General features: G+C 50.0%; 20 protein-coding genes. 5 read left to right on the forward strand and 15 right to left on the reverse strand.

Features of this window, described 5'->3' with window-relative positions; all coding sequences use genetic code 11:
* Nucleotides 1–209: 209 nt before the first annotated feature.
* The 4 genes from ffh to PGRAT_RS17960 all read right to left on the reverse strand — a co-directional run bounded on the left by ffh (nt 210) and on the right by PGRAT_RS17960 (nt 4392).
* On the reverse strand, nt 210–1595 hold the full coding sequence (ffh, locus tag PGRAT_RS17945; protein ID WP_025705436.1) for a signal recognition particle protein: 1386 nt from the start codon (nt 1593–1595) through the stop codon (nt 210–212).
* 21 nt (nt 1596–1616) lie between these two features.
* Nucleotides 1617–1973, reverse strand: coding sequence for a putative DNA-binding protein (locus PGRAT_RS17950; protein WP_025705437.1), 357 nt, complete (start codon nt 1971–1973; stop codon nt 1617–1619).
* 161 nt (nt 1974–2134) lie between these two features.
* The gene (gene trhA, locus PGRAT_RS17955; RefSeq protein ID WP_025705438.1) at nt 2135–2782 is read right to left on the reverse strand and encodes a PAQR family membrane homeostasis protein TrhA; all 648 of its coding nucleotides are present in this window, start codon (nt 2780–2782) and stop codon (nt 2135–2137) included.
* A gap of 92 nt (nt 2783–2874) precedes the next feature.
* Nucleotides 2875–4392 carry a carboxypeptidase M32 gene (locus PGRAT_RS17960; protein ID WP_025705439.1) on the reverse strand — a complete coding sequence of 506 codons (1518 nt, stop codon included), beginning with the start codon at nt 4390–4392 and terminating at the stop codon, nt 2875–2877.
* A 325-nt stretch (nt 4393–4717) separates the two neighbouring features.
* On the opposite strand from PGRAT_RS17960, the gene PGRAT_RS17965 reads away from it, so the two are divergent.
* From PGRAT_RS17965 to PGRAT_RS17980, 4 genes are all read left to right on the forward strand, one after another.
* Entirely contained in the window at nt 4718–5164 is a 447-nt protein-coding gene (locus PGRAT_RS17965; protein ID WP_155990381.1) for a hypothetical protein, read from the forward strand.
* Between the two features lie 957 nt (nt 5165–6121).
* Nucleotides 6122–6700, forward strand: coding sequence for a beta-class carbonic anhydrase (locus PGRAT_RS17970; RefSeq protein ID WP_025705441.1), 579 nt, complete (start codon nt 6122–6124; stop codon nt 6698–6700).
* A gap of 171 nt (nt 6701–6871) precedes the next feature.
* Nucleotides 6872–7309, forward strand: coding sequence for a hypothetical protein (locus PGRAT_RS17975; protein WP_174469030.1), 438 nt, complete (start codon nt 6872–6874; stop codon nt 7307–7309).
* A 1-nt stretch (nt 7310) separates the two neighbouring features.
* A complete protein-coding gene (locus PGRAT_RS17980) occupies nt 7311–7598 on the forward strand; it encodes a YxcD family protein (RefSeq protein WP_025705443.1) in 288 nt (95 codons plus the stop codon).
* A gap of 242 nt (nt 7599–7840) precedes the next feature.
* Here the strand turns inward: PGRAT_RS17980 and PGRAT_RS17985 are convergent, their stop codons facing one another.
* The 7 genes from PGRAT_RS17985 to PGRAT_RS18015 all read right to left on the reverse strand — a co-directional run bounded on the left by PGRAT_RS17985 (nt 7841) and on the right by PGRAT_RS18015 (nt 14033).
* Nucleotides 7841–8794: a S66 family peptidase gene (locus PGRAT_RS17985; RefSeq protein WP_025705444.1), complete on the reverse strand. Its 954-nt coding sequence runs from the start codon at nt 8792–8794 to the stop codon at nt 7841–7843.
* A 148-nt stretch (nt 8795–8942) separates the two neighbouring features.
* Entirely contained in the window at nt 8943–9302 is a 360-nt protein-coding gene (locus PGRAT_RS17990; RefSeq protein ID WP_025705445.1) for an LSm family protein, read from the reverse strand.
* Nucleotides 9303–9382: 80 nt separating this feature from the next.
* A complete protein-coding gene (locus PGRAT_RS17995) occupies nt 9383–9730 on the reverse strand; it encodes an Asp23/Gls24 family envelope stress response protein (protein ID WP_025705446.1) in 348 nt (115 codons plus the stop codon).
* A 45-nt stretch (nt 9731–9775) separates the two neighbouring features.
* Nucleotides 9776–10882: an AI-2E family transporter gene (locus PGRAT_RS18000; RefSeq protein ID WP_025705447.1), complete on the reverse strand. Its 1107-nt coding sequence runs from the start codon at nt 10880–10882 to the stop codon at nt 9776–9778.
* A gap of 34 nt (nt 10883–10916) precedes the next feature.
* The gene (locus tag PGRAT_RS18005; RefSeq protein WP_025705448.1) at nt 10917–12338 is read right to left on the reverse strand and encodes a sensor histidine kinase; all 1422 of its coding nucleotides are present in this window, start codon (nt 12336–12338) and stop codon (nt 10917–10919) included.
* Entirely contained in the window at nt 12316–13020 is a 705-nt protein-coding gene (locus PGRAT_RS18010; RefSeq protein ID WP_036704794.1) for a response regulator transcription factor, read from the reverse strand. Before PGRAT_RS18010 ends, PGRAT_RS18005 begins: the two co-directional genes overlap by 23 nt.
* Nucleotides 13021–13193: 173 nt before the next feature.
* Entirely contained in the window at nt 13194–14033 is an 840-nt protein-coding gene (locus PGRAT_RS18015; RefSeq protein WP_025705451.1) for a DegV family protein, read from the reverse strand.
* A gap of 165 nt (nt 14034–14198) precedes the next feature.
* Here PGRAT_RS18015 and PGRAT_RS33310 point away from each other — a divergent pair, with 165 nt between their 5' ends.
* Nucleotides 14199–14414 (forward strand): hypothetical protein, encoded by a 216-nt coding sequence (locus tag PGRAT_RS33310; protein WP_025705452.1) that lies wholly within the window; start codon nt 14199–14201, stop codon nt 14412–14414.
* Nucleotides 14415–14734: 320 nt separating this feature from the next.
* Here the strand turns inward: PGRAT_RS33310 and PGRAT_RS18025 are convergent, their stop codons facing one another.
* From PGRAT_RS18025 to PGRAT_RS18040, 4 genes are all read right to left on the reverse strand, one after another.
* Nucleotides 14735–15424, reverse strand: coding sequence for a metal-dependent hydrolase (locus PGRAT_RS18025; protein WP_025705453.1), 690 nt, complete (start codon nt 15422–15424; stop codon nt 14735–14737).
* A gap of 140 nt (nt 15425–15564) precedes the next feature.
* Nucleotides 15565–16740, reverse strand: coding sequence for an MFS transporter (locus PGRAT_RS18030; RefSeq protein WP_025705454.1), 1176 nt, complete (start codon nt 16738–16740; stop codon nt 15565–15567).
* Between the two features lie 148 nt (nt 16741–16888).
* Complete coding sequence (locus tag PGRAT_RS18035; protein ID WP_025705455.1) at nt 16889–17191, reverse strand: ArsR/SmtB family transcription factor; 303 nt, start codon at nt 17189–17191, stop codon at nt 16889–16891.
* A gap of 152 nt (nt 17192–17343) precedes the next feature.
* Nucleotides 17344–19272 (reverse strand): thioredoxin domain-containing protein, encoded by a 1929-nt coding sequence (locus PGRAT_RS18040; protein WP_036704797.1) that lies wholly within the window; start codon nt 19270–19272, stop codon nt 17344–17346.
* Between the last annotated feature and the right edge of the window lie 13 nt (nt 19273–19285).

Below are 19285 nucleotides of genomic sequence, written 5' to 3' on the forward strand. Positions count from 1 at the left end.
TAAAGATCAAAACCCTCTTGATCATCTGATGTTGTACTATGTCTGATCTTTATAAAGACTAAGATCAAAAGACTAAGATCAAAAGACTAAGATCAAAAGACTAAGATCAAAAGACTAAGATCAAAAGACTAAGATCAAGAGACTAAAATCAAAACCGTCTGATCATCTGATGTTGTACTATGTCTGATCTATGGTAAAGCTTATTAAGATCAGCGGAAAGGAAACTTCATGCCTTTGCCGCCAAGACCCTTGAGCTGCTTCATGGCGTTTTTCTTGCCGCCCTTCCCTCCGCCGCCCATCATGCCGGAGAACTGCTTCATCATCTTACGCATTTCATCGAACTGTTTGATGAGTCGGTTGACCTCCGCCACGTTGGTACCGCTGCCGGCAGCGATGCGCTTACGGCGGTTGTGGTTGATGATCTCAGGCTGGGCTTTTTCAGCCTTGGTCATGGAATGAACAATGGCTTCGACGCGGCCCATCTGCTTGTCATCGACCTTGAGATCCTTCATGCCCTTGGCTTTGTTCATGCCAGGCAGCATGTCGAGAATCTGGTCGATCGGACCAAGTTTCTTGACCTGATCCATCTGTTCCAGGAAGTCGTCGAACGTAAATTCCGCATTGCGCATCTTACGTTCCATTTCCTTCGCTTTTTCGGTATCGATATTGGCCTGGGCCTTCTCGATCAGCGACAGCATATCGCCCATTCCGAGAATCCGCGATGCCATACGCTCCGGATGGAAAGGCTCCAGTGCATCAATCTTTTCGCCTAGTGCAGCGAATTTGATTGGGCAGCCCGTGACGGCCTTGACAGACAGCGCAGCACCGCCGCGGGTGTCGCCATCAAGCTTCGTCAGCACTACGCCGGTAAGCTCCAGCTGCTTGTTGAAGCTGTCCGCAACGTTGACGGCATCCTGACCGGTCATAGCATCTACGACCAACAGCACTTCGTCAGGATTGGTAACAGTGTGGATCTGCTTCAGTTCGTCCATCAGCTCTTCATCAATATGCAGGCGGCCTGCCGTATCGATAATTACGTAGTCCAGGTTGTTGTCCTTGGCATGCTGAACAGCTTGTCTGGCGATTTCCACCGGACTGGTCTGATCACCCAGCGTAAATACAGGAACCTTGATCTGTTCTCCCAGTATCTGCAGCTGCTTAATCGCAGCCGGGCGGTAAATATCCCCCGCTACGAGCAGCGGGCGGTGGTTGCCCTTCTGCAGCAGCTTAGCCAGCTTGCCTGAAGTGGTCGTCTTTCCGGCCCCTTGCAGACCAGCCATCATAATTACTGTTGGCGGCTTGTTCGACTTGGCCAGCTTGGCCTGGCTTCCGCCCATCAGCTCGGTCAGTTCCTTGTTAACGATATCAATGATCACCATGCCGGGAGTAAAGCTGTCCATTACTTCCTTGCCGATGGACTTCTCCTTCACCTTGGACACGAAGTCCTTGACTACTTTGAAGTTAACATCGGCTTCCAGAAGCGCCAGCCGTACTTCACGCATGGCCTCGTTCACGTCATCTTCGGATACTTTACCTTTGCCGCGCAGCTTGCTGAACACATTCTGCAATCTTCCGGTTAATCCTTCAAACGCCATATGCAGCTTTCTCCCTTCATGCTACTCTAACCTCTGCAAACGGTCCACGAGCTCCGCGAACCGCAGTGTATATTGCTCAGGCAGCATCCCATTCTCCGGCAGTCTGCGCAGTTCTTCTAAGTATTTGTTGCGGCTCTCATGCTTCTTAAGCAATCCCAGCTTCTCTTCATAATTCTCCAGCACCTGTTCGGCACGCTTGATGTGCTCATATACGGCCTGGCGGCTGATCTCAAATTCAGCGGCGATTTCTCCCAGGGAGAAGTCATCGTGAAAATAATATTTAAGAAACGTTTGCTGCTTATCCGTAAGCAGCCGTTCATAAAAAGCAAATAACAAGTTAATCCGGTTGGTTTTCTCGAGCCTATTCTCCTGACTCATTAAGGGCACTCCCTTCGTCAAGGAAAAACACTTTACAGCTTCACAACGTCCCTTATGATACCTAAAACAAAGAAAGATGTCAAGCCTTTTTGCTTGTCATCTTTTCCTTTGTCAAACAGCAGCGGTTTTATCGTCCAAATCCCTTGAGACAAAGCGCTATTTCAGTGAATAGGCAGCACGTAAAGAAGGACTACAAAAAAGTGGACGACCGTCCCTCCGAGCACAAACAAATGCCAGATGGCATGATGATAAGGAAATCCCCGCCACACATAAAAAACCGTTCCCAGGGTATACAGCAGACCGCCAACCAGCAGCAGGGTCATGCCCCCATCCGCCATCACCGCAGACAGCGGGTTCCAGGCGATCACAATCATCCAGCCCATGGCGATATAGAAAATAGTGGACATGAACAGGAATTTCTTGACGAAAAAGGCTTTGAAGAACACCCCGAACACTGCTACGCCCCAGGCAATGCCGAACAGGGTCCAGCCGAGTGTCCCCCGGATTGCCACCAGCATAAAGGGGGTGTAAGTACCGGCTATGAACAAGTAGATGGAGGAATGGTCCAGAAATTCAAAAAAATCCTTTGCTTTTCCTTCCCTAAGACTATGCACCATTGTTGAATTAATATACAGCAACAGCATCGTGGCACCGTAAATGGAGAAGCTGACTACATGCCAGGCTGTACCGTTCTGTACAGCGAAGACAACCAACAGCACTAGCGCAGCTATGCTTAAGAGTACTCCAATCCCATGTGTTACCGCATTTGCAACCTCTTCCTTGCGGCTGTATGTGTGTGTATTAGCCATCTCACTAATCCTTCCATTGTACGCTTTCCTTCTATTATATTCCTTTTGGCGAATACCTTCCACCTTGCTCTGGTTAGCGTGTCTTTAGCCGGCTATAGTTGATAAAGCTCTGTATATTTGGTTTCCAGATAATCGGCCAGATAATCGGGATTCAGCGGCTCACCTGTTACCTGTTCAATAATTTGCGATGGGGTCAGGCTTTGACCATAACGGTAGATTTTCTCTGTAAGCCATTCCTTGACCGGCAGCAGATTCCCGGCGGCAATCAAATTTTCGAACTCCGGCAGCTCTTGGCGCAGCGTATTCAAAATTTGCGCGGCATACATATTGCCCAGGGAGTAGGAGGCAAAGTAACCGAAGTCCCCGCCGGACCAGTGAACATCCTGCAGCACGCCCAGCGCATTGCTTGGAGGTGTAATCCCAAGGTACTCCTGATACTTGGCATTCCATACCCCAGGCAGATCTTTAACCTCCAGTCCTTCATTAAAAATCAGCTTCTCAATCTCATAACGGATAATGATATGCAGATTATAGGTCAGCTCGTCGGCTTCAATGCGGATGAAGGAATTCGCCACACTGTTGATCGCACGGTAGAAGTCCTCCATGTCCACACCGGCAAGCTGCTCGGGAAAATGCTGCTGCAGATCGCCATAGTAGCGGTGCCAGAAGGCGCGGCTGCGGCCGATCATATTTTCCCATAGTCTGGACTGGGATTCGTGGATGCCCATAGAAGCGCCCTGAGCCAGCGGTGTGCCGACAAGCTCCTTGCTGATGTTCTGTTCATAGAGTGCATGTCCGCCTTCGTGCAGCGAGCTGAATACAGCACTTGTAACATTGTCCGGCAAGTAGTTCGTCGTGATGCGGACATCCCCCGGATTGAGTCCGGTAGCGAACGGATGAACACTCTCGTCCAGGCGTCCGGCTTCAAAATCAAAACCCATTTGCTCAAGAATGAACAAACCGAACTTCTCCTGCTGCTCCTTCGGAAAAATCTGGGCAAGAAACTCCGTATCGGGCTTGTTCGGCGCAGCCGAAATAGCCTCCACAAGCGGAACGAGGCGGCTGCGCAGTCGGCCGAATATGTCGTCCAGCTTCTCTACCGTCAGGTCAGGCTCGTACATGTCAAGCAGGGTGTCATAACGGGAGTCTTTTACCCCCCAATGATCGATGAACTCCTGTGTAAAGGCTACGATTTTGCTCAAATAAGGCTCAAAGGAATTAAAATCGCCGCTCTCCTTGGCTTCCTCCCAAATGGTCTGCGCATGAGCGGTGAGTACGGAATACTCCTCATAGCTTTTGGCAGGAATGCTCTGGCTGCGCTCATACTCCTTGCGGCAATCCTTGACGATTTTATTCTGGACGTCGCTCAACTGACTCATGACCTCCGGGCGGCTGAAAAATTGTGTGAACTCGCCCATTTCAGTTGAAGTCTGCAGTCTGAAGATTTCCCCGCTGATGAGCCCAATAGAATTGGAACGGGTCTCTACACCTTTGCGCGGCGCACCCGTCCGCAAATCCCAATGCATCAGGCTTATTGCCTCTGTGTACCCGCTAAGCTTAGATAACAGCCCGCTGAATTTCTCCCACTCTTCCTTGACCAGTTGTTCCATGGCCTAACACCCGCTTTCTCTATTTTTACCAGCTCCTCTTGATGATACTTTTTTAAATCTATATAATCAACAACACCTGCAAGAAATAGCTAACACGAGTCCAGGCCGTCAATTGCGGGTAGCACGATTCATCAAAAGCCCCCGAGGTCATCCCTGACTAGGCTCTTCTGCATACTCAATCAATTCAGAAATGCCTTTCAATTCTAAAGCAAACATAATATTTTCGGAGGACCCAGCTTTCGATCTATTATCAGCCATATGCACAATCATTCAATCCTTCCCTCTCATAAAGTATAGCATCTACTAAGAGTGAGGCTAGGTGAATATGATGAGTATTCAGTTTTTGGATATGCGCATCTCACAGGATAGTGCAGTGGATATACCAGGTATTAATTTGGTCCGTTCGGGTGCGATTTTCGGTGACATTGGACTACAAACCTCAAATGTCACACCTGCAAATGCAAGCCTGGTAAGAGTCACATTAAATGCTTATGTAAGGCTTAGTGTTGATGTTAGTGTTATAGTACAGAATGATGTTACTTTTAGCATTTACCGCAATAATACATTAATCTTTAGTACAACGTACCCGGGAAACATCAATAATACAGTGACCCAATACGAAATGGTAGGAATAACCGCTGTTGACTTCCCCCCGGCTAGTGATGTGCTCACAGGCCAAATTCAATATACCATTTTAGCATCGGCCATTAGGACTGCAACTCTAGGAGCAAGAAGTTTCAGCGGAATTGCAGTAGCAGGTAATGGACAATGATCGTACAGAGTGTATTTCCCCGGAGGTTTCGGGATAAAACGGAAAAGTTTTAAATTAGTTGCAGCAAAAGCACGTATTACACAGAACCTTGGGAATGGCTTTCGACGTTTCGTATTTACTAGAAAGGTGATCGCACCAGGAGGTTCTGTAGAAATTAGTATGTTAGCTGGAGGAAATAGGAAGGTAATCTCTGGCGGTTGGTCAATTAGACCTGGTGATCCAAAAACTAAAGACGTGTTCTCAACAGAATCTTATCCTAGAACTGATAACGAATGGGTGATAACTGTCTGGAATAATAGTACTGATTTTCAAATAGTCATCCCTTACTTAATTGATAAGAGAGGGTAAGGAGTTTGTTCCCTGGAGCCGCCCCGGATCATTTCTGTGGCGGCTTTGCTACGTGCTCAAATATCCCCTTCCAGAATCCACACTTTGACCCGTCAGGGCCGGAGGCCGCTGAACAAAATGGCCTTTAAATCGAAACATTGTGGGTAAAGTGCGGGAAACGTTTTCGAAAAAACTAAGAATACCGCGGGTCCTTGACGCCTGTTCATTATAATCCGTATAATCAACTTCAGAAGAATTTATTTTCAATTTGAAATACTGAAAGTTATACTATATAGAAGGAGTGTGAGCAGCCCATGACCATTCAGATAACACCTCCTGCCGAGAGCACGCTAAGGGCAAATTCTGAAGGAGCAACCGGCGATATTCAAGCTTTTTAATTATGGAACGTGTCCCAGCATGCTGCCGGAACGCTGTCTAGCGTGTCCACCAGCAACTTGTAAACATCTTGTTTCGTGACTAAATGTTTCGAAATGAGTCTTAAGGGAGTATATTAAGAGTTAGCAATTACGGAGCAGGATGCTCCCACAACTAGGCGTATACGTTTGAAGCAAGTTTTCCGAAGTAAATCCGGGAATCTATGCTATCAAAACTTTAAGGAGGCCGCAGGTCATGAGTCAAATCACAGATATTATGGAGTTTAACAAGAAATTCGTCGAACAAAAAGAATACGAAGCCTATCTGACCAGCCGCTTTCCTGACAAAAAGATGCTGATCATCACCTGCATGGACACACGGCTCGTTGAGCTTTTGCCCAAGGCTATGAATTTCAAGAACGGGGACGTCAAAATCATCAAAAATGCCGGTGCGATCATTTCCCAGCCTTTTGGAAGCGTAATGCGCAGCGTTATGGTAGCCCTGTATGAGCTGGATGCGGATGAGGTCATTGTCGTCGGCCACTATGAATGCGGGATGGCATCGCTGAATGCTGACAGAATGATCAACTCGATTAAAGAACGCGGGGTTTCCGAGGAGGTTCTCTCCACTTTGGAGAATTCGGGCATTAAGCTGACCAAGTGGCTGCGCGGGTTTGACAATGTGGAAGAAGGGGTAATTCAGACTGTGGAGCTGATTAAGCGCCATCCTTTACTCCCCCCAAACGTACCTGTTCACGGCATGATCATCGATCCGGCCACCGGAGCGCTTGAGCTGGTGTCTGACGGGTATGTGGAGAACAAGGCAACTCTCTGAAAAACTGCTGTGGCGCGGATCTTGGATCCGCGTATTTTTTTTGCCCTCATCCTCATCCTCTTCCACTTCCTGTATACCAGCAATTGTGATATTTCAAATTGAAACTTTCTACCGTGTGCTGCGTATTACCGGGCAGATACACAAATACTTATAGGAGGGTACTTGTACTCAATGAAACCAATGAAACGTGTAATGATGATTCTCATGGCCTTTACCCTATTCTTCGCTGTCACTGCTCCTGACTTTGCGGATGCGAGACGTGGAGGGGGCGGCTTCAAATCCGGTACCCGCGGATACACCACTACGCCGAAGAAATCAACCACAGATAACGTGAAACAAAGCGATAGCAGCACAGGAACAAAAGCCGGCACCGCGTCCAAAGCAAACCGTGGATTTTTCAGCGGCGGCAGCTTAATGAAAGGCCTGATGATCGGCGGGATTGCCGGCTTCCTCTTCGGCGGCATGTTCGCCGGGATGGGCGCCTTCGGGAATCTGCTTGGCTTCGCCGTCAACATGCTGGCCATCTACCTCGTCGTAATGCTGATAATGTCCTTCTTCCGCCGCAGAAAGGAACGCCGCAGACTTCAGGAACGGGATGGTCGATACTAATATGGCATTGACTGTTCTAAGCATGGATGAAATCATTAACGCTATCTGCCTGCATATGGCTGAACGCAAGGGCGTCCGGGTGCAGGAGGTACAGGTGGAGCTTAGCTGGGAGGAAGACACAGGCTATTCCGCAGAGGTGTGGGTCCAGGGCCGGAGCCAGTATCTGGTCGAGTCCAATATGATCGAAGCCGTCCTCCGCTATTTGCACAGTGAGTATGGCATCCGTGCTTACCGTGAGGATGTGCGGCTGGAACTGGACGAGGAGATTACGGCGGTTGTGGATACGTAAATAGTTCTGTAGACTGCTCATGAAAAAACAAAGGGTGTTCCAAGCCATTTCCGGCTTGAAACGCCCTTTTATTTTGGAAACTAATGATTTCCCCTTCATAAGGCAGAAAAAATCGGCATAGCTTCCGGCAAATTTTCCTACGTTATGGGCGCAATCCCAATAAAATTACCGGTGAAGCCTCCAGAGTATATCCTAGCTTCTGCAGTGCATACAGCCCCGGTTATACCTTTAAATATAACCTCCTATTCATTAAAATACTGTGTTATTGTTCCTTCGCCGCCGGCCACATGCACTTCAGCGTATGCTCCATTGATCAATGTCATTTGCGGAGGAACATGGCCGTAGTCCAAATCATATACAACCGGCACTTGGAGTTCTTCGGACAGCTCTCTGTATACATCCTCCGCCGTATAATTTTCCATGGGCGTATTGGACCCGCTTCTGCCGAACATGACACCGGAGCAGTTCTCGAACCAGCCCGCCAGCTTCATCTGCACCAGGGACCGCCGCAAGTCTGCTGTGTTCAGTTCACAATTCTCTAAATACCACAGGATGGGTTCCTGATGAATGAAGTTTTCTTGAAAATGCCGCACATCGCCGTAGGGTGTACCTATAATATGCCGGATGATATCAATGCAGCCGCCAAGCAGCCGGCCTTTAAGCGTGACCGAATTGCCGGATACCGTCTTCCAGTCTGTGGGTGAGGAGCGCTGGATGACGGAATCTCCGCTTACTGTGGATAAAACCCTCTCCCACATCGCCGTAGTCTCATCTGCAACTTCCGCACGCAAATCCCCCAGACTGGGTCCATGCGCTGTCGCGTTTCCCGTCCGGAGTGTGATCACCAGCAGCAGCAGGCTGATATCGGAAAAGCCCATAATCCACTTGCTCTTCACCTGGCTGAAATCGATATGCTCCAGCATCTCGATCAGCAGCTCCCCGCCCCAGGGCGGAATGATCAGATCAACCTTATCATTGCTCATCATCTGATTAAATTCTTTGCCGCGCACTAGACCGGAGGCTGATTTCGCCTTGTCATGCCGGAAGACGGTATCTCCACAAAGAATATGATAACCTTTTTCCTCCAAGCGGGTGCAGGCTTGTCCGAATACCCCCACAGATTGGGGGCCAACCCCTGCAGAGGCAGCAGTTACGCCTATGGTCGCCTCTTTTTTAGTAACCGGGTATGTAATCATCTTAAGCCTCCTGTAACTTACTAATCTTTCTTCATAGTTTATCATTCTTCCCTGGCCCGGGAAAAGAAAAACCGTTTCCACCAAGCGCTCTGCCTGAATGGAGACGGTCTATTGCGGTTACAGCACCGGCCAGTACCATAACACATGATCAGATCAAGGAAATGGCCAGCAGCTCGAACAAGACCAGAGGCAGGATCGCATTGCCCGGGTATGGATACGGATAGGGATAAGGATAACCCGGGCCTGGATAAGGCTTGTAATAGGGATTGTAGTAACCCCGCACCATATCCGTGGAACCTGCAACCATAAGATACATATGCTTGTTGTCCATTCCGGCAATGGTTCCTTCATGCACCTGACCGTCAATCGTCTGAACGCTGACTTTGTGGTTTAAGTATGGCTTACACGAGTGATGCAGCGATTCGCGGACTCCGTGCAGATGCTGTACAACGGCCGGATCGGCCTGATAGATAACCGTCGCAGGCTGGCCTGACTGATAGAATGACATCGCTTGATGACCTCCGTAATTGGATTTGCTCCATTCTATGCGGATGCCCAGAGCACGGTGCCTGATTCAGGGCAGCAGATTTACGGAAGAACCAGCTTCTCGACCCGGATGTTCACTACGCCAAGCGTCAGGCCGAGCATATTCTCTACTGCACTGCGGACGTTCTGCTGCACGCTTTTGCATACCTCTTGGATCGCGTATCCGTAGTTGACAATGATTTGCAGATGAATGGCAACATCCTCTTCCGTAACTTCCACAGACAATCCTTTTTTGCTGATTTTTCCGCCCAGGCGTTTGGCCAGATTTCCGGTAACCGTACTGCCGGACATGCCTGCAATTCCCGGAGTATCCATCACCGCATAGCCAATAATAGCCGATATCACCCGATCGGAAATATTCACCAGGCCTTTGTGAGAACCTTGTTCCATTCCTATTCCTCCTTAAGTAGGGTTAGGCATTGCCCCTGCCCCGTTTTAATCCCCTGAATCCGCAGACAGCTGCGGTTCCTCCGGCCAGCGCTGGCGCATATACAGCTGATGCAGCTTGACCGTTATAATCTTGAGCATCATATAGACCGGAATAATCAGCAGTATCCCGATAATACCGCCAAAATCTCCTCCGGCCAGCACCAGAATGATCGTAGTCAGCGGATGGATATCCAGGCTTTTCCCAAAAATATAGGGTGCCACCAGATTATCCTGAATCTGCTGTGCGACAAGCACAACCACGATGGACCAGACCGCAGTCGAAGGCGACTCGATTAGTCCGATAATGAAGATGGGCACGGCGGACAGAATAGCTCCGATAAAAGGGATAAAGTTCATCAGTACAGCCACCACTGTCAACAGCAGGGCATATGGAAGACCAATGAGCAGAAAACCGAGATACATCAAAACACCGAGCGCCAGATTCACCAGTACTCTGCCTACGATGAAATTGCTCATCGCCTCATCAATGTCAGCAACGACTCCCTCACCTTCCTTATGGAAGCGTTTGGGGAAGAAGCTCACCACCTTTACGCCGAACTTTCCGCCTTCCTTAAGCATATAGAATAACAGAATCGGGAAGGTAAAGAGCACTACTGCGAAACTGGATACAAAAGAGAACAGCTCAGACATAGAATTCGACAATAGCGAAAACCCTTTATTTAAGTAGTTCATCAGTTGTCCTGCCGGATTCATATCCGCCGGAATCAGTGAAGACAGCATCTTGCTGTCCTCCAGCTTCGTGAGCTGTTCACCCAGCGCATTGAACACACTTGGCATATTGTTGCCGAGATTCACCAATTGGCTTTTTAATGAAGGCCAGACCCCTACACTGAAAGCCAGGAGCAGAACTGCAATGCTCAGATAGACCAGCAGGATGGCTACCGTCCGGTTCAGCTTGCGTGACTCCAGCCAGTTGATCAGCGGCCGCAGCAGATAAAAAAAGAACACCGCCAGCATCAGCGGCACGATGACCACACGGAACAAAGACAGAATGGGTGTAAAAATGAATTTTACCTGAGTGCCTAAGTAGACAATGCCCAGCACCAGCAGAACGGCAATACAAATGCGGATAAACAAATTTAATTTGGCCATGATCCTCTCCCGTTTCTAAATTCATCCGTCCGCACTACTTCGGAACCCGGATGGTAAATACCGTCGGTTCTCCCTCCCTGCTCGCAAGCTCCAGTGAACCGCCCATCTTCTCGGCGTTTTTCTTCGCGATGGATAACCCCAGCCCGGTTCCGCCGCTTGCTGTACTGCGGGCTTCGTCTCCCCGGACGAACGGGTCAAAAATCGTCGACCAGAGCTCCTTCGGAATGCCCACGCCATTGTCGGCAATCTCAATACGAATCTCTGTGTCCTCCGGGAAGACGCTTACCCGCAGGTGTGTGCCATTGGGATTGTAAGCCAGCGCATTTGAGATCAGATTATTGACAACACTTGCGAACAGCTCCGGATCATAATGGGCATACATTTCCTCATCTGGAACCTGAAGCTGAAGCTGGAAGTCTTTTTGCTCGATTTCGCCGTAGGTGTCGGCAACAATCTCCCGCAGGTGATCCCCGAGCTCAAGCCGTTCCGTGCGGAGAATGAAATCCGGTGAGTCCAGCTTCAGCAGCTCCAGCATATGCTGGATCAGCTTCGTCACCTGCACGGATTTGTTGTAAATATAATTCAGGTATTTTGTCTGCCGTTCAGGGTCGGTCCCCCGCCCCTCCATTAAGGCCTGTGCATAACCCTGGATACTCGTAATCGGTGTTTTCAGATCATGGGACAGGTCTACCATCAGCCGCTGTTTGCTTTTCTCGGCCCGCCGCTTCTCTTCTGTAGTCTTCTCAATCACATCCGCCATGTAATTGAAGCTTTCCCCGATCCTCAGGAATTCCGTCTCCGCGTACAAGGCAATCCGCGTGCTGTAATGCCCCTCCATCATCTGCTTCAGTCCGAGATTCAGAACCCGCAGCGGCTTCTTGATACGTCTGGTGACCCAATAGCTATATACAAAGATCAGCATCAGTATGAGCCCGCTGACCAAAAATACGTAGAAAAATACAGAATGGTTCAAATAGGAGACCAGCATTGCATTATCAATGGACACTTTGACCACATCGCGGGGGATTTTGAGCAGCAGCCAGGCCGCCTGCCCGTCTCCGTCTATTTTGGCAATCGAATAATAGTAAGGCTGATCCGTGCGGTTCTCCAGCTCCAGAAATAAACGGTCTTCATCATAGGACTGGATCTGGTCCTCCTTGTTTCCAATGACCCGAATCACTTGCTTATTGGAATCAAGCAGCTCCAGCCAGCCTCCGCTGTGCAGCAGCTGGGTGCTTCGCGGGCCGTCGCCCAGCTCTTCGAGATAATGACCAGCTTCGACCGAAAGATTGGGGTCCGTAAGCCGCTTGTCAAGGATCATGTGGGTAATATCCTTCTGGATAAAAAGATAGACTCCAAGCACGAGCAGCAGCAGCATGCAGTTGAACAGCAAAAAATCCAGGGTGAGTGATGTCTGCAGCGGGCGGTTGTCTCTACTTTTCCACGGGTGCTTCAATTTTGTACCCCAATCCCCTGATCGTCTTCAGGTATTCCGGCTTCTTGGAATCGCGCTCGATCTTGTCGCGGATATTGCTGATATGCACCATAATACTGTTGTCTTCATAGACATAGAAGTCTTCCCAGACGGCTTCATAAATTTTTTTGCGGGTGAACACCCGGCCCGGCTGCTCCATTAGAAGCTCCAGAATTTTGTACTCCGTAGAGGTCAGTGCAACCGGTTCTCCGGCCACTTCAACCTGACAGCTGCTCCGGTCAAGCAGCAACCGTCCGAGCACAATCTGCTCCTTCTTCTTCTCTTGGACTGCCGGAGCATCGAACTCATGAACCCGCCGCAGCATGGAACCTACACGGGCAACGATTTCCAGCGGATTGAACGGTTTGGAGATATAATCATCCGCTCCCAGCTCAAGGCCCAGAATTTTATCATGGTATTGGCTTTTGGCCGATAGAAACAGCACTGGAAAATGATCGTTTTCACGGATTCGCTTGAGCAGCTGCAGCCCGTCCATACCCGGCATCATAATATCAAGAATCGCCAGGTCCACGGTGTGGCTCTGCATCAGCTTTAAGGCCTCGTTCCCGTTCTGCGCTTGCAAAATGTTGTATTCCTTCTCCAGATACAGCTGCAGAAGTTCAACAATTTCCAATTCATCGTCGGCAATCAGAATGGTATACATTATGAATCCCCCTCTATCTTCTCCCGCAAGGCGCGTTAATTGTAACTATAGCCTGCCATTCTTAATCCAGTCTAAACCAAATCTAAAGAATAGATAAAGTTTTGTGATGCAAAAAAACCGCACACCGGGCGGGTCTCCGGGTACGGCCTTCCTGACAGCGTTGAAAGCGGATGTTAAAAAGCCACGCCGATTCCGCCTTCGCCCGCATAGGTGCCCATAACAGGTCCCATACTGGAAAATAGGATCTCTTTGAAGGGATGCTTTTCCAGAATCCGCTCCTTGATTTCCAGCGCAAGCTTCTCGCAATTGCTGTGCACAATGGCAATCACCGCTTTTTCGTAATCATGCTGCTTACTCTCCAGCTTCGCCAGCAGGTGACTCAACGCTTTGGGAAGCCCGCGTGTTTTTTCTACTACCTCTACAGTCCCTTCGTCGCTGATTTTCAGCAGCAGCTTGATGTTCAGCACGGAAGCCACTGCGCCGGACAGCCGGTTCAGCCGCCCGCCCTTGATCACATTCTCCAGCGTATCCAGCGTAAAGTATGCGTTCACTTCCCCGATCTTATCCAGAACCATCTGCTTGAGCTCCGCCAGACTGGAGCAGGTCAGCGACCATTTGGCCGTTAGAGCAACAATGAGGGACAGGCCCCCGGAAAAGTTCTTCGAATCTATAATCTCAATTGCACCCGGATGGCCTTCTTCTTCGTACATTTCCTTGGCAATCACTGCAGTCTGATATGTGCTGCTTATATTGGAGGACATACAGACGACCATAATATCGGTGCCTGGTTCCACTTGTTTGAATTTGTTCAGGAACACCTGCGGACTGGGGCTGGCTGTCTTGGGCAGCTCCTTGGATTCACGCATTTTGGCATAAAAAGCCCGGGTATCCATACCTTCCGGCATCAGCTCATGCTCAAAGTGAACCGGCAAATGAACGATGTCAACGTTATATTTATCTGCATACTCCTGGGGTAAATCCGAACCGCTATCGGTAATAATCTTGATGGGCATCAGAGTGCTCTCCTTTCAATTCTATTTCATTATAGTTACCCTAAAGGGCGATCAATAGTACATTTTATAACTTGTCAAACTGTCTGTTTTATGCTACCAGATCTTTCTTAACGTATCCTGATGTGATAAGGTGGAAGCATAAGCCTACAGAAATGGAGTGTAATCATGAGCAAGGGAAGAGTATGGAACAAAGGCAAGCATAACGGGCGGGGGCTGTTGAAGAAAAATACAGAGGTGCCGGAAAGCGGGGATCAGCACCAGCCGGATCAGGCCGCCGAGGAAAGCTTCATTCCGCGCATCGATACGGTTAAGCCGATGAACCGCAGCAACTGGGTAACCCGGCCGTCACGGGTGGTGCCGAAGGAACCGGAGAAGAAATAAGGGTCCTATGCGGACTAACATTTACAAATGAAGAACAAAGCGGCTATATAGATTGAACCTGAAGTCGGCAGTCTGCAGATTGGTTAACAATTGTGGATTTTTCACCTGACTGTACTTAGTGCAGTAGAATATGGTAAGACCTGATGTGAAAGTATTCGTCCCCCCATATCCGTTCGGTCAGTTTTTTCGCAAAATAGGATATTCTCTGTCCGTTTCACACTGAACTCAGCCAATATAACCCCAAAAAAAGAACACCACCGAAGTGATGTTCTTTTTCCTTAATCATTCACTTGTGCCGTCACAGATCAATCGACTATCGTCTACAGCTCCAGTGACTCTCCATAGGCAAGCACCGTGCCTTGAATTCCTTCTTCCCCAAGCGCCCGCACAAATGCATCCGCATCCTGCACGATAGGCGGGAAGGTGTTGTAGTGAATCGGAAGCACCTGCTTGGCTCCCAGCCATTTGGCGGCGATCAGCGCATGCTCCGGTCCCATGGTGTAATGCCCCCCGATAGGCAGAATCGCCAGATCGATGTCATACAGCTCGCCGAACATTTTCAGATCCCCGAACAGTCCGGTGTCTCCCGTATGCACAACGGTGCGTCCCTCCGCCTGAATAATGAACCCCGCAGGCATGCCTCCATAAATCGCTTTCTGCCCATCCTCCAGCGTAATGCCGGAGCTGTGAAACGCATGAATCATCGTCGCCTTGGCAAAACCAAGATCAACCGTCCCCCCGATGTTCATCCCGATGGTCTGGACGCCTTGTCCCTCCATATAGCCAGCCAATTCCACGTTCGCCACAACTGGTACATTATTCTGCAGCGCAATCGGAGCGGCATCCAGAATATGATCCACGTGGGCATGCGTCAGCAGCACCATATCTGTCTTGACATCCTCCGGTTTGGTGACTGCTGCGGGGTTGCCTCTAAGGAACGGATCGATAATCAGCGACTTGCCGTTCACCTCAATCTGAATGCAGGAATGGCCGTGGTAAATGATTTTCATAGGTTATCTCTCCTTTTCCTGTATACTCATTTCACTTACGAACGTATGAATTAATAATATATTTCAACTTCATCACCTGTCAAAAAACGTAAGGCAAGCGGCGCCGGAACCCGTGCTCACATATGGAATTTCTCAGCGCATTACAGCTTGTGTTCGACCGCAGTTTTTCTTACGGCTCCAAGACGATATAAAATCAGCGTTATACTAATCGCCAAAAACACACCAGCCGCACCGATCCACGTAACCGAAGACAGCGCAATCTGTTGGACCGCAAGTCCTCCAATCCCAGCTCCAGCGGCCATTGCCAGCTGCATCACCGACTGGTTCAGGCCGAGCATCACCCCCGACGCTTCCGGTTTCAAGGTAGTGATATGGTACTGTTGGGTCGGTCCGGTTGACCAGGCAGCAAAAGACCAGAGCAGCAGCACTGCCAGTACACCGACAACAGTATGGGTGACAAGAGATAGGAGGATAAGCATCACTATATGCAGCAGCATTCCGCCAAATAACGTAGGATACACTCCCCAGCGATCCGCACTGAAGCCGCCAATTTTCGAACCAACCATGCTGGCGATACCGAAGATCAACAGCGCACCGCTGATGTAGCTGTCGTTAATTCCCGAAATCGAAATCAGGTAAGGAGATAAATAGGTGTACGCGATAGAATATCCTCCGAGCCAGAAGAACGAAATAGCTAATCCCAATGCCACTTTCGGTTCCTTCAGCAAAGCAAGCTGCTGCGGCAACGGAATGGGCTCATCTCCCTTGATACGTGGAATCGTAAGGAAAATGATCAGCATGGCAATCAGCCCCAGCAACGCAATTCCGATGAAAATAAACTTCCATCCGACGGCATCCGCTGTCATTCTTCCCAGAGGAACGCCAATAATCAAAGAAGCTGTGAATCCCATGACCACCGTTGCGATAGAGCTCGCCTGCCGGCCTTCCCGGGCGATTTTGGCTGCAATATTCAGTGCCGTAACAACGACTATTCCCGCTCCAAGCGCCATAATAATACGTGCGGCCACGAATAACCCATACCCGGGCAGAACAAAGGATAGAAGGTTGGCAGCAACAAACAGGCCCAGACCATATAAAATCAAGCTGCGTCTGTCCATGCTTGCCGTCAATGCCATAAGAATGGGTGTACAGATGGCATATACGAGCGAGAAGATCGTGATTAATTGCCCGGCAGAAGCCAGTGAAACGCCGAATGAAAAGGAAATGCGATCTAAAATTCCGGACACAATATACTCAGACGTCCCCACCAAAAAACTAATAATAGCCAAAATATAAACTTTCCAGCTAACCGGCATGAATCGTTCAACCCCTTATTTTACTTTTATATAAAGATATATCGCGAATTGTTAATGTGTTAGAGTATAACATAAACAAATCGCGAATTATCGAATTGTTGTGGCGAAAAAGAAACTGAATCCTCCGAACAAGAATTCAGTTTATAGGCTATACCTCATCCTTCATAAAAGCAGCCAATTGACGAATTGCTTCCTCGTCTCTTTGGTAATACGTAAATTTGCCAATCCGTTTCGTTGTAATCAGCCCGGCCCGCTGCAGCATCGCAAGATACTGGGAAGCCGTCGACTGCGTCATGTTCAGCTTGTTCGTAATCTGGCTTACACATACCCCAACTTCAGTCATATCAATCCCTTCATGGGGTGTAAAATGGAGGTTCGGTTCTTTGAGCCACTGCAGGATCTGATAACGGGATTCATTCGACAAAGCCTTAAATACTTCGATAGGGTTCATAACCATCATTATATCGATAATTCCCGATATGTCAAACTCAAAGTTAGAGATCCTTCGCAAGACTGGATATTCCGGTGAAGATGCATGAAGCCTGCCCGATTGGTAAAAGCAAAAAGCAGCCCTGGTGACAGGCTGCTTTTTGACGTTCCTTTCTAAGCCTCACGCGAACTGGAGGCTAAAAGCTCCCTGACCGCCTCCATGCTCGTGACCGGCGCGCGGCAGGCGAAGTTCCGGCAGACATAAGCTGTAGCTCCACCGTTAATCGCCGGTTTGTCCGCGAGGTGGGGAAGCAGACGGAGAATCCCTTCTGCATCTCCTTCCCAGTGGACAATCAGCGCAGCGTCCGGCAGATACGCCTGCTGCACCTGGGCCAGCATACCATGCAGCGCGGAATCGTCCCGCTTCCCGGACAGCACCCATTCCCGGCCGCCTGAAGCCATCGCCAGATGGGCCTGCAAATACATCGCATATCCCGGAGGGTACTCCGATGCTGCTGTAGCCATTACCGCTGCCGTACGCTCAGCGGCCGTCTTCAGCTCCACATCCTGAGTCATCACCGACAGCTTCCACAGCAGCTTCGCTGCCACCGAGTTCCCCGAAGGAAGCGCACCGTCATACAGCTCCTTGGAACGGATCGGCAGCTCTTCCCCGTCATGACCGGTGAAAAAGAACCCGCCGCCTTCCCGATCGGCGAACAGCTCCAGCAGTCCATCCTTAAGCGTCAACGCCCGCTCCAAATGAACGGCTTGGCCTGTAGCTTCGTACAGCTCGGTCAGTCCCCAGAGCAGGAACGTGTAGTCGTCCAGATAAGCAGGAATCGCGGCATCGCCATCCCGGTAGCGGGCCAGCAGCCTGCCGTCCTCACGGCGGCGCAGCTTATGCCAGATAAAGTCCGCCGCCGCGGCTGCGGCTCCAGCGTACTCCGGCTTTTGCAGCGCTTTGGCTCCCTTTGCCAGCGCGGCGATCATCAGCCCGTTCCAGGCCGTAAGCACCTTATCATCCTTCGACGGATGAATGCGCTGCTCCCGGTAGGCGAACAGCTTCTCGCGCCATTCCTCCATCCGGGTCCGCAGTCCCAGCGGATTCATGCCCATCCGTTCCGCCATGTCGTCCGGCAATCCTTGCAGCAGATTCGGGATATTGGCACCTTCAAAATTCCCCTCAGGTGTAATTCCGTACACATGGCAATAGGAGTGCATATCCTCCAGGCCAAGCGCCTCCTCGATCTCCTCACGGGAGAAGACGTAGAACTTCCCTTCCACCCCTTCGGAATCGGCATCCTCCGCAGAGTAAAAGGCCCCTTCCGGCGAAGTCATATCCCGTTGCACATACGTGAAGATTTGCTCCGCGATCTCCGCATAGAGTAGTTTCCCCGTGATCTGGTACGCCTCTAAATAAGCAATAGCCAGCAGCGCATTGTCGTAGAGCATTTTCTCAAAATGCGGCACCAGCCACTCCCGGTCCGTGGAATAACGCGAGAACCCGTAGCCCACATGGTCGTACATGCCGCCCCGGTACATCGACTCCAGCGTCTTCTCTACCATACGCAGCGCTTCCGGCTGGTTATACATCTGGCTGTACGCCAGCAGAAAAGACAGATTATGCGGCGAAGGAAACTTCGGCGCATTGCCGAACCCGCCGTATTCTTCATCGAACTGGCGGCGGTACAGCGCATACGCTTCATGCAGCAGCTCCTCTCCGGGAACTCCTGCCCCGCCTTCTCCGGCACGTCCGGAATTCTTACGGTCCAGCGATTGAAGATCCGCCAGCAGTTCGTCCCCGAGCTGGTCCAGCGCTTCGCAGTCCTGCTCCCATTTACGGTGAATCTGCTCCAGTACATCCATCAGCCCAATCCGCCCGAACATCTGCCGCTTGGGAAAATACGTCCCCGCATAAAACGGCTTCTTCTCCGGCGTCAGCAGCACCGTTAACGGCCACCCCCCGCTCCACGTCAGCGCCTGACACACCGACATATACAGCGCATCAATATCCGGCCGCTCTTCACGGTCTACCTTGATCGCGACATAGTTATCGTTAAGGAGCTGTGCTACTTCTTGGTCTTCGAAGCTTTCGCGCTCCATTACATGACACCAA

Origin of the sequence: Paenibacillus graminis (assembly GCF_000758705.1) — a bacterium.
GTDB classification, from domain to species: Bacteria; Bacillota; Bacilli; order Paenibacillales; family Paenibacillaceae; genus Paenibacillus_AQ; species Paenibacillus_AQ graminis.